Annotated in this window: 13 protein-coding genes and 1 riboswitch; of the genes, 1 reads left to right on the top strand and 12 read right to left on the bottom strand. The window is 72.0% G+C overall.

What is annotated here, in order from left to right; genetic code table 11:
* Positions 1–81: 81 nt before the first annotated feature.
* From IE255_RS31935 to IE255_RS31965, 7 genes are all read right to left on the bottom strand, one after another.
* Positions 82–1023 (bottom strand): Ppx/GppA phosphatase family protein, encoded by a 942-nt coding sequence (locus IE255_RS31935; RefSeq protein ID WP_190053879.1) that lies wholly within the window; start codon positions 1021–1023, stop codon positions 82–84.
* On the bottom strand, positions 1020–1550 hold the full coding sequence (locus tag IE255_RS31940) for a DUF501 domain-containing protein (RefSeq protein WP_190053880.1): 531 nt from the start codon (positions 1548–1550) through the stop codon (positions 1020–1022). The genes IE255_RS31935 and IE255_RS31940 overlap by 4 nt, the downstream gene beginning before the upstream one ends.
* Before the next feature lie 35 nt (positions 1551–1585).
* Entirely contained in the window at positions 1586–2062 is a 477-nt protein-coding gene (locus tag IE255_RS31945; RefSeq protein WP_190054009.1) for an FtsB family cell division protein, read from the bottom strand.
* Positions 2063–2173: 111 nt separating this feature from the next.
* Positions 2174–3454, bottom strand: coding sequence for a phosphopyruvate hydratase (gene eno, locus IE255_RS31950; RefSeq protein WP_190054010.1), 1281 nt, complete (start codon positions 3452–3454; stop codon positions 2174–2176).
* Between the two features lie 254 nt (positions 3455–3708).
* Entirely contained in the window at positions 3709–4386 is a 678-nt protein-coding gene (locus IE255_RS31955; protein WP_190053881.1) for a LysM peptidoglycan-binding domain-containing protein, read from the bottom strand.
* Between the two features lie 4 nt (positions 4387–4390).
* A riboswitch (cyclic di-AMP (ydaO/yuaA leader) is annotated at positions 4391–4557 on the bottom strand.
* A 228-nt stretch (positions 4558–4785) separates the two neighbouring features.
* Positions 4786–5745 (bottom strand): LysM peptidoglycan-binding domain-containing protein, encoded by a 960-nt coding sequence (locus IE255_RS31960; protein ID WP_190053882.1) that lies wholly within the window; start codon positions 5743–5745, stop codon positions 4786–4788.
* Positions 5746–5924: 179 nt separating this feature from the next.
* Complete coding sequence (locus IE255_RS31965) at positions 5925–7184, bottom strand: cytochrome P450 family protein (protein ID WP_190053883.1); 1260 nt, start codon at positions 7182–7184, stop codon at positions 5925–5927.
* Between the two features lie 92 nt (positions 7185–7276).
* Between IE255_RS31965 and IE255_RS31970 the strand changes: the two genes are divergently transcribed.
* A complete protein-coding gene (locus tag IE255_RS31970; protein WP_190053884.1) occupies positions 7277–7660 on the top strand; it encodes a hypothetical protein in 384 nt (127 codons plus the stop codon).
* Positions 7661–7688: 28 nt separating this feature from the next.
* Here IE255_RS31970 and IE255_RS31975 read toward each other — a convergent pair whose 3' ends face one another.
* The 5 genes from IE255_RS31975 to IE255_RS31995 all read right to left on the bottom strand — a co-directional run bounded on the left by IE255_RS31975 (position 7689) and on the right by IE255_RS31995 (position 12663).
* Positions 7689–8711, bottom strand: a complete 1023-nt coding sequence (locus IE255_RS31975; protein WP_190053885.1) for a nucleoside triphosphate pyrophosphohydrolase — start codon at positions 8709–8711, stop codon at positions 7689–7691.
* A gap of 71 nt (positions 8712–8782) precedes the next feature.
* A complete protein-coding gene (locus tag IE255_RS31980; RefSeq protein WP_190053886.1) occupies positions 8783–9430 on the bottom strand; it encodes a SurA N-terminal domain-containing protein in 648 nt (215 codons plus the stop codon).
* A gap of 139 nt (positions 9431–9569) precedes the next feature.
* The gene (locus IE255_RS31985) at positions 9570–11069 is read right to left on the bottom strand and encodes a serine/threonine-protein kinase (RefSeq protein ID WP_267975208.1); all 1500 of its coding nucleotides are present in this window, start codon (positions 11067–11069) and stop codon (positions 9570–9572) included.
* A 38-nt stretch (positions 11070–11107) separates the two neighbouring features.
* Positions 11108–11737: a hypothetical protein gene (locus IE255_RS31990; protein WP_190053888.1), complete on the bottom strand. Its 630-nt coding sequence runs from the start codon at positions 11735–11737 to the stop codon at positions 11108–11110.
* Positions 11738–11919: 182 nt separating this feature from the next.
* The gene (locus IE255_RS31995) at positions 11920–12663 is read right to left on the bottom strand and encodes an N-acetyltransferase (RefSeq protein ID WP_190053889.1); all 744 of its coding nucleotides are present in this window, start codon (positions 12661–12663) and stop codon (positions 11920–11922) included.
* Position 12664: the final 1 nt, after the last annotated feature.

The raw sequence follows: 12664 nt of genomic DNA on the forward strand, positions 1-12664 counted from the left end.
TTTTCCGACGGGCTGTCGCCGAGGGGCCCGCGCGAGCCCCCGGACCCGCTCATCCGTGATCCATGCCTGCTCAGAAGCGGGCTACGCCACCGACCACGCGATGCCGTCGAGGATGTCGTGCTCGCTGACGACGACCTCCTCCGCGCCGATGCGCTCCATGATCGACAGGAGGACGAGGGCCCCCGCCCCGATCACGTCGACCCGGCCGGGATGCATGGACGGCACGGCCGCCCGCTCGGCGTGTGTGGAGCGCAGCAGCCAGTCGGTGATCTCGCGGACCTTGTCGTGGGAGACCCGGGAGTGGTGGATGGCGGCCGAGTCGTACTCGGGCAGCTCCTGGGCGATCGCCGACACGGTCGTCACCGAGCCGGCCAGGCCGACCAGCGTGCGGGCCTCGCGCAGCGGGACCGTCTCCTCGGCGAGGTCGAGCGCGGCCTCGATGTCGGCCCGCATCGCGGCGATCTGCTCCTCGGACGGCGGGTCGCTCACCGCGCCCTCCCGGACCAGGTGCCGCTCGGTCATGCGGACGCAGCCGATGTCCACCGAGCGGGCCGCCCGGACCCGGTCGTCGCCGACGACGAACTCGGTCGAGCCGCCGCCGATGTCCACCACGAGGTAGGGCTTCGCCAGGTGGTCGCGCCCGGCGAGCTCCTTGGTGGCGCCGGTGAAGGAGAACTCGGCCTCCTGGTCCCCGGAGATCACCTCCGGCTCCACGCCGAGGATGTCCAGCACGCCGCGCACGAACTCGTCCCGGTTCTCGGCGTCCCGGGAGGCGGAGGTCGCCACGAAGCGGAGGCGTTCCGCGCCGTGCTCCTTGATGATCCGCGCGTACTCCCGGCACGCGGCGAAGGTCCGCTCCAGCGCCTCGGGGGCCAGCCGGCCGGTGCGGTCGACGCCCTGCCCGAGGCGGACGATCGTCATCCGGCGGTCCAGGTCGACCAGCTCGCCGGTCACCGGGTCGGCGTCGGCGACCAGCAGGCGGATGGAGTTCGTACCGCAGTCCACGGCGGCGACACGGGTCACTGGGCGTCCTCCTCGGCGGTCGTCACACAGGCGCCCTTGCGCCACCACTCCGGCAGCATGGCCAGCGCCTCGTCGCCCAGCGGGTTCACCCCGGGACCCGCGGCCAGCGAGTGCGCCACCAGCACGTGCAGGCACTTCACCCGGTCCGGCATTCCGCCCGCGCTCGGGAAGTTCTTCAGCTCCTCGATCTCGTCACGGCGCCGGATGTAGTCCTCGTGCGCCGCCCGGTAGGAGGCCGCCAGCTCCGGGTCCGAGGCCAGCCGCTCGGTCATCTCCTTCATCACGCCGTTCGCCTCCAGCGTGCCGATCGCCGAGTTCGCCTTCGGGCACGTCAGGTAGTACAGCGTCGGGAACGGCGTCCCGTCGGGCAGCCGCGGGGCCGTCTCGACGACGTCGGGCTGCCCGCAGGGGCAGCGGTGCGCGATGGCCCGCAGGCCGCGCGGGGGCCGACCGAGCTGCTGCTTGAAGGCCTCGACGTCCGCGTCGGTGGGCTCGGTGCGCGGGGTGGTCGGCGGGGGCGTTTCCATGACTGTCTTCAGGCTGTCTTTCTCTGGGGTCACTTTTACTGGTCGGAGGCGTCGGACTTGTCGACCCCGTCCCAGATGTTCGAGTACCAGGGGCGGTCGGCCGCCCCGAGGTCGGCGCGCGACTGCTTCGCCGCGTGCGGGTCGACGACGATGAACCCCGTCTCCCCCGGCATGACGTAGTGCAACCGCTGCCGGATCTGCTGTTCGGCGTAGGCGTCGTCCTGCCAGCGCGCCTTCATGTCGCGCAGCCGTTCGACGCGCTGGCGGGCCTGCTGCTGTTCGCGCTGGAGCTCGTCGATCTCGGCGCGCTGGGAGACGTACTCCCGCATCGGGTAGGCCAGGGCGACGATCAGCGAGCACATCACCAGCGCGAGCAGCGCGGCCCGGCCGGTCAGCCGGGAGCGGCGGGCCTGGCGCCGGGTCTGGGAGCGGTAGACCCGGGCCGCGGTCTGCTCGCCGAGCAACCGGATCCTGGTCGCGGTGGAGAACCGGTCCCGGTCCTTCACAGCCATGTCGTCCGCCTCCCGCTCCGCCGTCATACGCGCGTACGTCCCCGACACGGTACGGGACCGGGTACGGGGACGTACGTACGACGCTGCCTCTTACGGGTCGGGCCTTCCGGATCAGCCCTTGAAGCGCGGGAACGCGCTGCGCCCGGCGTACACCGCCGCGTCGTCGAGGATCTCCTCGATGCGCAGCAGCTGGTTGTACTTGGCGACGCGCTCGGAGCGGGCCGGGGCGCCGGTCTTGATCTGGCCGCAGTTGGTGGCGACGGCCAGGTCGGCGATGGTGACGTCCTCGGTCTCGCCGGAGCGGTGGGACATCATGCACTTGAAGCCGTTGCGCTGGGCCAGCTCGACGGCGTCCAGGGTCTCGGTCAGGGAGCCGATCTGGTTGACCTTGACCAGGAGCGCGTTGGCCGCGCCCTCCTCGATGCCGCGGGCGAGGCGCTCGGGGTTGGTGACGAACAGGTCGTCGCCGACGAGCTGGACCTTGTCACCGAGCTTGTCGGTGATGGTCTTCCAGCCCTCCCAGTCGTCCTCGAACAGCGGGTCCTCGATGGAGACCAGCGGGTACGCCTCGACGAGCTCGGCGTAGTACTCGGTCATCTCGGCCGCCGAGCGCTCCTTGCCCTCGAAGGTGTAGACGCCGTCCTTGTAGAACTCGGAGGCGGCGACGTCGAGCGCGAGGGCGATCTGCTCGCCGGGGGTGTAGCCGGCCTCGTTGATCGCCTCGAGGATGAGGTCGAGGGCCTCGCGGTTGGAGCCGAGGTTCGGGGCGAAGCCGCCCTCGTCGCCGAGGCCGGTGGCCAGGCCCTTGCTCTTCAGGACCTTCTTCAGCGTGTGGTAGACCTCGGCACCCCAGCGCAGGGCCTCGGAGAAGGACTCCGCGCCGATCGGGGCGATCATGAACTCCTGGATGTCCACGTTGGAGTCGGCGTGCGAGCCGCCGTTCAGGATGTTCATCATCGGCACCGGCAGCAGGTGCGCGTTCGGGCCGCCCAGGTAGCGGAAGAGCGGCAGGTCGCTGGCCTCGGAGGCGGCGTGGGCGACGGCGAGGGAGACGCCGAGGATGGCGTTGGCGCCGAGGGAGCCCTTGTTGTCGGTGGCGTCCAGGTCGAACATGGCCTGGTCGATCAGGCGCTGCTCGGTGGCGTCGTAGCCGACCAGCTCCGGGCCGATCTGCTCGATGACCGCGAGGACGGCCTTCTCCACACCCTTGCCGAGGTAGCGGTTCGAGTCGCCGTCGCGGAGCTCGATGGCCTCGAAGGCGCCCGTGGAGGCACCGGACGGGACGGCGGCACGACCGGTGCTGCCGTCGTCGAGGCCGACCTCGACCTCGACCGTGGGGTTGCCTCGGGAGTCCAGGATTTCCCGGGCTACGACGACGTCGATGGACGGCACGAGCATCTCCTTCTTCATGTGACGCGGGTACGCGGGTCGCGTGGACCCGGCGAGGTGCGGGCCGCGGTGGCTCGCGACATGAGCCTAACCGGCTCCGGCCGATCGGCCACCGGGTCGCCCATCCCATGGACAGAACCGAGAGTAAATTGTTTCCGAACGGAACAAAGACGGTGGCGGAAATGACCCCGCCCCGGTGCGTACGGGGGATCACGCACCGGGGCGGGGAGCCCGTGGGGACGGGGACGGGCCGCTGCTTACTTCAGGTGCAGCTGCTGGCCCGGGTAGATGAGGTTGGCGTCGTCGATGATGTCCTTGTTCAGCTGGTAGAGCTTCTCCCAGCCGCCCTCGACCTTCTTCTCCGCGGCGATGGAGCTGAGGGTGTCACCCTTGACGACCTTGTACTCGCCGTCGCCCTTCTTGACCTTCTTGCCGGTCGGGGTGGTGACGGTCTTCTTGGCGGCCGGACGCTCCTCGGAGCGGGAGGCCGGCTGCTGGGTCTGGCGGGTCTCGGCGCTCTGCTGCGAGGAACCGTTCGAGGAGGAGCCGCCGCCGCTGTAGGTGGCGTTCGACAGGCCCTTGCCGCAGACCGGCCAGGCACCCTTGCCCTGGCCCGCGAGGACCTTCTCGGCGATCTCGATCTGCTGGGCCTTGGTGGCCTGGTCGGCGGTGGAGGCGTACTTGGTGCCGCCGTAGCCGGCCCAGGTGGAGGCCGAGAACTGCAGACCGCCGTAGTAGCCGTTGCCGGTGTTGATGGACCAGTTGCCGCCGGACTCGCACTGGGCGACGGCGTCCCACTCGGAGGCGGTGGCGGCGGAGGCGTTGCCGGCCGCCATCAGCGGGGCGGCGACGGCGGCGCCGGCGACACCGGCGACGGCGATGGCGCGAGTGGCCTTGGACGGACGACGGTGCTTGCCCTTGCCGGAAAACAGCATGGATGGATCCCCTCACCGACGCCTGCGAGGTGAGCTGTCGGGTTCGGGCCGGTTGAGTTGCCCGGCCGCGCCCCTCCCGGGACGCGGCTTCACCCCAAGCCCTTCCGGCACAACTGTCCGGTCGGGCGCCTACCTTGGGTCCCCCGCTCCTGCCTACGGCGCTTGACGCGACGACTGTTCCCGGACGGCCGCTGGCAGGATTCGGCGTTGCGGCAGCCGGGGCTCGCGGTGACGAGCGGTCATGACCGTAGACACGCGATCCGCGGAATTTCAAAGACGATCAGGGCTTCTGAGATCTATCTCTCACCACGCTTATACGGGACATTCAGCCCGAAACATGACGCGAACTCGCGCGGTTTCGGGGCGACTTCCGCCGCCGTTTCCGCTCTGCCCCACCGGCTACTTCTCGTCCGCTTCGACCTCTACCGTGAGCCTCTGACCGGGGCGGATGAGGTTCGGGTCGGTGCCGACGGCCTGCTGGTTGCCGGCGTAGAGCGCGCGCCATCCGCCGCTGACATCAAGGGAGTCGGCGATGGACCAGAGGCTGTCGCCGGGGCGGACGACGTAGGAGCCGTCCGCCACACCCCGAGAGGCGTCGCCGCCGCGCGAGGCGTGCCGGCCCGAGGACTCGTCCGTACGGCCGTCCACGGCGGCGGTGTCCTCGTCGGCGCTGGGGCCGCGGTGGCGGCCGGAGCCGGTGTCGGTCAGCGCCGAAGAGGTGCCGTCCTGCTGCGAGTTGTCGGGCTTGTCACTCTCGGAGCCGGCCGAGTCGGAGCTGTCGGGCTCCTGACCCTGCGCCGTGGAGTCGGCGGAATCGGACGACTTGTCGGAGTTGGCCGGTTCGCCCTCCGGCGTCGACGGTGCGTCAGGAGACGGGGACGACGACGGGGTCGATGACGAGGGGGTCGACTCGGAGGAGTCGAGCAGTCCCGGCGAGTCGGTCGGCTCGGAGGAGTCGGACGAATCGGATGTGCCCGACTGCGAGTCCTGCTGGAGACCGGAGAGCAGGCCGCAGGTGCGCCACGCGCCGACCCCTTGGTCGGCGAGGATTCTCTCGGCCACGGCTATCTGCTGGGAGCGGCTGGCCAGGTCGGCGCTCGCGGCGTAGTCGAGGCCGCCGTACTTCTCCCAGTCCTCCTGGGACAGCGCGAGGCCGCCGAAGTAGCCGTTGCCGCTGTTCTGGCTCCACGCGCCGCCGGTCTCGCAGTCCGCCACCCGGTCCCAGGTCGTGCCGTCGGCCGCGCTGGCACCGGAGGCCCCGAGGAGCGGGATCGCGATGGCGGAGCCGGTCACTCCGGCCGCGACGAGGAGAGCCGGAGCCTGGCGGGGGCGACGGTGCCGACCGTTCCCGGAGAGCATACGGAGACCTTTCGCGAGACAGCAGTGACCGGCGCGACACAGGGGCCCGGCCGCGCTGATGGGTGAACGTATCGGCAGACGATCAGTTGTCACAAGTTCATGCCGCGTAGATCACGTGAAGATCACAGGCCTGATGGCGTGTCATGTTTAACGGGCCGTCGCGCTGGTGATGGCGGCTCTCACGCCGGCGTGAACTCCACCGGCAGCGTGCGCAGCCCGCGCATGATGAGGCCGCCGCGCCACCTCAGCTCGGCCGGATCCGCCGCGAGCCGGAGGTCGGGCAGGCGGTTGAGGAGGGTGGCGAGCGCGGTCTGGCCCTCCAGACGGGCGAGCGGGGCGCCGAGGCAGTAGTGGATGCCGTGGCCGTATCCGAGGTGCTGGTTGTCGCGGCGGGAGAGGTCGAGCACGTCCGGGTCGGCGAACCGCTCCGGGTCCCGGTCCGCGGCGGCCAGGACGACCAGGACGGGGTCACCGGCCGCGATGTGCTGCCCGCCGAGGGTGAGGGGCTGCGTGGCGAACCGCCAGGTGGCGAGTTCCACGGGGCCGTCGTAGCGCAGGAGTTCCTCGACGCCGGTCTCCAGGAGGCCGGTCTCCCCGGCGGCGAGGGAGGCCTGGAGCCGTGCGCGCTGCTCGGGGTGGGTGAGCAGGGCGTAGGTGCCGTTGCCGATGAGGTTGACGGTGGTCTCGAACCCGGCGAACAGCAGGATGAACGCCATGGCCGCCGCCTCGTTCTCGGTGAGGTGCTCACCGTGGTCGGAGGCGCGGATGAGGCCGGAGATGAGGTCCTCGCCGGGGGCGGGTTCGGCGGGCAGGGCCTCCCGCTTGCGGTGGATGAGGTCGGCGAGGTAGCCGCGCATCTTCTTCACGGACCGCGCCACGCCGCCCCTCGGCCCGCCCTGGTGGCGGATCATCATGCCCGCCCAGTCGCGGAAGTCGTCCTGGTCCTCGCCGGGCACGCCGAGCAGGTCGCAGATGGCGTAGATGGGGAGCGGGAAGGCGAACTCGTGGATCAGGTCGGCGGATCCCTTCGCCGCGAACCCGTCGATGAGGCCGTCGGTGAGTTCCTGCACCCGCGGTGCGAACTCGGCGACCCGGCGGGGCGTGAACGCCTTGGACACGAGCCGCCGCAGCCGGGTGTGATCCGGCGGGTCGATGTTGAGCAGATGCGTCATCAACTCGGCCTTGCGCTCCCCGGGGATCCCCGTCTTGCCCTTGGCGTGCGCGGGTTCGTCGTGATGCGCCGGGTTCTTGGAGAGCCGGTGGTCGGCGAGGGTCTGCTTGGCATCGGCGTACCGCGTGACCAGCCAGGCCTCCACCCCGCTGGGCAACCGCGTCCGGTGCACGGGGGCGTGCTCGCGGAGCCAGGCGTAGGCGGGGTAGGGGTCGCTCGCGAACTCCCAGGTGAACAGTTCGGGCGCCCCTGGCACGTCATGCTGCATGCCACGACCCTACGCAGCGCCCGGGGCAGCACCGGCCACCGCTGTCACAGGCCCCCGCTACGCTCACCGCGTCGAGACCGAGGAGGGCCGGGATGCTGGAAGGCGTGCTGATCGCGGAGAGCCTGCGGGTGGGGGCCGAGTTGGCAGGCGTTCCGCTGCGTCTCACCAGGGTCACGAGGGTGGAGGTGGAGGACGCGGCGGCCGGGCAGCCCCGGCAGTGGACCCTTCTGGACTTCGCCGCCGAGGAGGCCGACGCCGAGGCACTGGCCGAACGGCTTGCCGCCTGCCTGGCCCCGACCGGGGGCTGGTACGTCAACTACAACACCGCCGCGGAGGCGTTTGTGGTCTTCGCCGGCAGGGTCTTCCGCTATCCGCGCGGGCAGGATCCACGCGGGCGGGCGGAAGGGCGCCGGCAGGCGCAGGCCCACGCGCGCGCTCTCGGGATCCCGGAAGGGCAGCTGGACTGGCAGGACTGAGTCAGGACCGACCTGCCGGGCCCTCGCGTCACGGCCGTCGGTCCTGGCTCTCGGCCTCCCTGATCGCGTCCCGGTACGCGCGGGCCGCTGCTCTCAGGGCCGCCTCCGGGTCGACGCCCTGCGACTCCGCGCGGACCGCGAGGGCCAGGAGGTCGTAGCCGATGCCTTCGACGGGTGGGAGGGGTATGTCGAGGCCGGCGGTGCGGGCCCGGGACGCGAGCTTGGCGGCGAGGGCGAGGCCGGGCTGGCCGAGGGGGATGCCCTCGGTGATCGAGGAGCGCTGCTTCTCGACCGCCTTGGTGCGCAGCCAGTGTTCCTTGACCTCCTCGGGGGTGGTGGCCGTGGCGTCTGCGAAGACATGCGGGTGGCGGTGGATCAGCTTGGTGACGATGCCGCCGGCCACGTCGTCGATGGAGAAGGGAGCGTCCAGGTCCTCTTCGGCGATGCGGGCGTGGAAGACGACCTGGAGCAGGACGTCACCCAGCTCCTCGCGCAGTTCGTCGCGGTCGCCCTCCTCTATCGCCTCGACGAGTTCGTACGCCTCTTCGATGCCGTACTTGGCCAGGCCCTTGTGCGTCTGCTGGGACGACCACGGGCACTCGGCGCGGATGCGGTCCATGACCTGGACGAGGTCGAGGAGGCGGGCGCCCGGCAGGTCGTAGGAGGCGGGGAGCAGCTCCAGCTCGGGCATGGCGACGCGGCCGGTGCCGGCGAGGCGGGCCAGGCCGTCCGTCAGGGCCGGCTCGCCCTCGCCCGTCGCCACGACCACCACCGTGCGGCCGCCGGCGCAGGCGCCGACCAGCTCCTGGGCGGTCGGGGACGCCTGGTCGACCGTGATCCCGGCCTCGCGCAGATACGGCAGCTGCGGGTGCGCGCCGTCCGCGCACAGCACCTGGTCGGCCGCGTGCAGGGCCTGCCAGGCGGGCCAGGACAGCAGGCCGGGGGCGACGCGGTGGCTGGTGGTGAGCAGGACGATACGGCCGGGGGCGGCGGCCGCGGCGGAGGCGGCCTGCTCGGGGCCCGGGGTGGCTGCGGAGCTGTTGGCGTTCACGATTCGAAGCTATCCCACGCCGCCGACAGTCCCGGAAGTTATCCACAGGCAGGCCCCGCGGGGCGGGTGTCCTACATGGGCTGCTGCGTCTGCGCCGCCGTCACGTCCCGCAGCCACGGCGTCTTGGCGTCGGCGCGGCTGCTCTTCTGGACGTCCCAGGTGCCGTAGCGCGGGTTGAGGTCGACGTTCAGGTCCTTGGAGGCCTCGGACAGGGCCTTCCAGAACTCGGGGCGGTCGGTGGCGGTGCCGAGTTTCTCGGCGAGCTTCTGGGCCTCGATCTGGAGGCGGAGGTTCTCGTCGATGCGCTGGGGCGGGATGCCGTACTGCTGGAGCCAGGTCGTCTCCACCGCCTCGGGGCCGCCGGGCTGGTCCTCCAGTTCGGACCGCATCTTCTGGATCTCCCGGCGGGTGACGGTCACACCGGCGTCCTGGGCGGCGCGGTGCAGCACCCGGTCGAGGACCATGGTGTGCAGGGTGTCGCGGGTGAGGGTGCCGGTCCTGGCGATGACCTGCTGGTACTGGGCGTCGTTCTGCACGGCCGCCCGCTGGGCCGCGCGGACCTCGCCGACCCGCTCCTCCAGCTGGGAGAGGGTGATCCGCTGCCCGCCGACCACGGCCGCGGCGCCAGGGTGTGCGTCGTTTCCGCAGGCGGTGAGCAGGGGCGCCGCGGCGGCGATCGCGGCGGTGAGGACGAGCGCGGGGCGACGGCGGCGGTGCAAGGGGACCTCCCGAGGAGATTGTGCGACGGTGCACAAAGTCTTGCGGTGATCGATGGTAGGCAGTGGCCAGGCTCTGGCCAACCCATTCGACCAACGATTCACCAGGACTTCCGGCATCGCCGCGCGGCCGGGGCGGCCGTCAGCCGCGTACTTGCCCCAGCCACTGGAGCGTCCGGCGGATCTCCGCGCCGAGCGGGTGGCCGTGCCCGTGGGTGCGCTCCACGTCGTGCAGCAGCCGGGCGAGGGTGTCGTGGGCGGCGCCGCGGTCGCCGAGGGCGAGCAGGAGGTGGCCGATGCGGCGGCGGATGTCGTGCGCGAGCTCGGGGCCGCCGGCGGCGACGTACTGGTTCTCGTAGTACGGCAGCACGGCCCGGTACTCCGCGAGCGCCGCGGCCGGTTCGCCCAGCTGTTCGAGGCACTGGGCGGCCTCGTAGCGGAAGCGCAGGGACTGCGGGTCGGCCTGCCCGGCCTCGGCGGCGCGTTCGTCGGCGAGCCGGCGCAGCTCGGGCAGGGCGCGCCGGTACTGGCCGTCGTCCAGGAGCGTAGCGGCGTACTGCTTGCGCAGGGTGCGCACGACCGGGGAGTGCTCGCCGTGCTGTTCGGCGGCGGCGGGCAGGATCGCGCCGAGGATGTCGACGGCCTGGGTGATGCGGCCCTCGCCGAGGAGCCGCTTGACCTCGTCGACGGCGCGGGCGATGTCCGTCTTCCCCGTTGTGTCCGTGACGGGTGTGGCGGGCGGCGCGGGCTGGGGCGCGGGGGTGCGCGCACGGTCCGGCCAGGGGGCGTGCGGGCGCAGGAACGGGCGGGTGGGGTCGAGGGCCGCTCCGGTGGGTGTGCCGCGCGCGGGCAGGAGCAGTTCCAGGTGCTCGTACACCTCCTGCGCGGAGGCGGGGCGGTGCTGCGGGTCCTTGGCGAGCAGCCGCAGGACGAGGGCCTCCAGGGCCTCCGGGAGCTCGGGGCGGATACGGCGTACGGGCAGCGGGGGCTCGTAGAGGTGCCGGTGCAGTACGCCGAGGGCCGTGGAGCCGGAGAAGGGCACGTCGCCGCTGAGCAGTTCGTGCAGGAGGACGCCGAGGGCGTACAGGTCGGTGTACGGGCCGACCGCGCCGCCCATCGCCTGTTCCGGGGCCATGTAGGCGGGCGAGCCGATGGGGGTGCCGGTGTGGGTGAGGCGGGTGGTGTCGGCGTCCATGACGGAGGCGATGCCGAGGTCGAGGACGGTGACCGTGCCGTCCTGCTTCACCATCACGTTGCGCGGCTTGAGGTCGCGGTGGACGATCGGCACGGCGTGCACGGCGCTCAGTACGGCGCACAGTTGCGCGGCGACCGCGACCGCCCACTGCCAGGGGTACGGGTCGTGCTCGGCGAGATGGCCGGCGAGGTCGGCGCCGTCGATGTACTGCATGACGAGGAACAGCTCCTCGCCCTCGCTGCCCGCGTCGTGCACCGTGACCAGGCCCGGATGGTCGACCTGCGCGGTCACCCGGCACTCGCGCACGAAGCGGCGGCGCAGTTCCTCCGCGTCCTGGCCGGCCACCTTGTCGGGGCGCAGCAGCTTCACCGCCACCCGCCGGTCGAGCCGCTGGTCGTACGCCGTCCAGACCTGTCCCATGCCGCCCTGCCCGAGGAGCGTGGACAGTTCGTAGCGGCCGGCGACGACACGTCCCGCCGTCACGGTCACCTGCCGCTCTCGTGGGTGCCGTCCCGGTGGCCTTCGCCCTCGTGCCGGCGCAGGTAGTCGCTGAGTTCGTCGAGTTCGGCGCGTACCCGGTCGATGCGGGCGGGCGCGGGGCGCTGCGGGGACGGGGGCGGCTGCACCGGGCCGGGGCCCTGGGGCGTGGCGTCCCGGGGGACGGGTGTGTGCGGTGCGGGGGGCTGCGGGGTGGGCGTGGCCGTGGGGCCGTAGGGCGGCGCGGGGTGCGGATAGCCGTACGGGGAGTGGGCGGTCGGCGCGTGGGGCGGCGCGTAGCCGGCGAACTGCCGCTGTCCGCTGTGGTGGCTGATGTCCACGACGAGGAAGTGGATGGTGGCGCCCATGCCGACCAGGAGGACCAGGGCCAGCGCGATGTCGGTCCGGGCGTCTCCCTCCGGCAGGACGCCGATCACCGCGAAACACGCGAGGGACACGGGCAGGCTCACCCAGGCCAGCACCCAGTCGAGGACCCGACCGCGCAGGACGGCCACCCGGAACAGCGGTGCGCAGGCCAGCAGCCCGCACGTGAGGAAACCGGCTGCGGCGAACAGCACGCGCAGGGAGATGACCGTTGCCGCGCTGCGGGGAGGCGGCGCCGCGCCGTGGCCGTACATGACTGCTCCTGGACCGGTGTAGCCGATGGGACGAACGTGCGAGTGACAGAACCCGGTGGGAAGTCCGAGCGTATAGCCCGACACGGACAACCGGTCACGGGTTGTACCGAACCGTTGTCGCGCTGATCACTTCCTGCGCACGGTCCGTCCCGCGCGGTCGCGGCCGTACCGTCCGTCACGCCTCACACGGGATGCCGCATCCACACGTTGGGTTCGACGTACACGGCGTACCCGCGCGCCGGCTCACAGCGCACCGGCACCAGGCCGCCGGGCACCTCGATGTCGCCCTCGGTGTCGAAGGGCAGGCCTGTCCAGCGGCGCCAGTCCGCCAGCGGGGCGGCCACCGTCATGGACGCCGGGGCCACGGAGTCGATGGTGGCTCCGGCCCGGGCGTGCACCCGCAGCCACGGGTCGTGGGGCAGGCCGTCGGGCCGGACCCGGTGGGCGTACTCCTCGATGGGCGTGTGCGGTTCCAGGTGCTTGGCGTTGGGCCTGACCGGGGCGACGACCTCGCTGAAGCCGAGGGCCCGGGCGTTGTCGCGCATGGCCGAGAGCATCACGGCGGACAGGCCGCGGCCCTGGGCGTGCGGGGCGACCGAGACCGAGATCGCGCTGACGGTGTCGGGGCGGACCCCGCGGCGCAGGTCCGAGAAGGCCCACACGAGTACGGTGTCCCAGCCGTTGCCCGGCAGGTGGCCACGGCCCTTGGCGCCGAGCGCGAAGGGCACGCTGTAGGCGCTCGCGACGACCTCGCCCTGCCCGTCCTCGGCGAACAGGACGTACTCCGGGAATTCGCTGGCGATCCGCGGGTAGTGCGCGGCGCCCACGAGGTCCTGGATGACGAACTCCGGCCAGCTGTCCGCCATCCCGACGACCCGCTCCAGCATGTCCGGGCGGTCGGCGAGTCTCGATATCTTCGGCTGCATG

Origin of the sequence: Streptomyces lomondensis, from assembly GCF_014651035.1 — a bacterium.
Lineage (GTDB): Bacteria > Actinomycetota > Actinomycetes > Streptomycetales > Streptomycetaceae > Streptomyces > Streptomyces lomondensis.

Excerpts from the sequence above, each read along its gene's own strand:
- IE255_RS31970 (WP_190053884.1), top strand. The coding sequence starts at position 7,277 with ATGCTGGAAGGCGTGCTGATCGCGGAGAGCCTGCGGGTGGGGGCCGAG.
- IE255_RS31995 (WP_190053889.1), bottom strand. The coding sequence starts at position 12,663 with ATGCAGCCGAAGATATCGAGACTCGCCGACCGCCCGGACATGCTGGAG.
- IE255_RS31990 (WP_190053888.1), bottom strand. The coding sequence starts at position 11,737 with ATGTACGGCCACGGCGCGGCGCCGCCTCCCCGCAGCGCGGCAACGGTC.
- IE255_RS31965 (WP_190053883.1), bottom strand. The coding sequence starts at position 7,184 with ATGCAGCATGACGTGCCAGGGGCGCCCGAACTGTTCACCTGGGAGTTC.
- IE255_RS31945 (WP_190054009.1), bottom strand. The coding sequence starts at position 2,062 with ATGGCTGTGAAGGACCGGGACCGGTTCTCCACCGCGACCAGGATCCGG.
- IE255_RS31955 (WP_190053881.1), bottom strand. The coding sequence starts at position 4,386 with ATGCTGTTTTCCGGCAAGGGCAAGCACCGTCGTCCGTCCAAGGCCACT.
- IE255_RS31960 (WP_190053882.1), bottom strand. The coding sequence starts at position 5,745 with ATGCTCTCCGGGAACGGTCGGCACCGTCGCCCCCGCCAGGCTCCGGCT.
- IE255_RS31940 (WP_190053880.1), bottom strand. The coding sequence starts at position 1,550 with ATGGAAACGCCCCCGCCGACCACCCCGCGCACCGAGCCCACCGACGCG.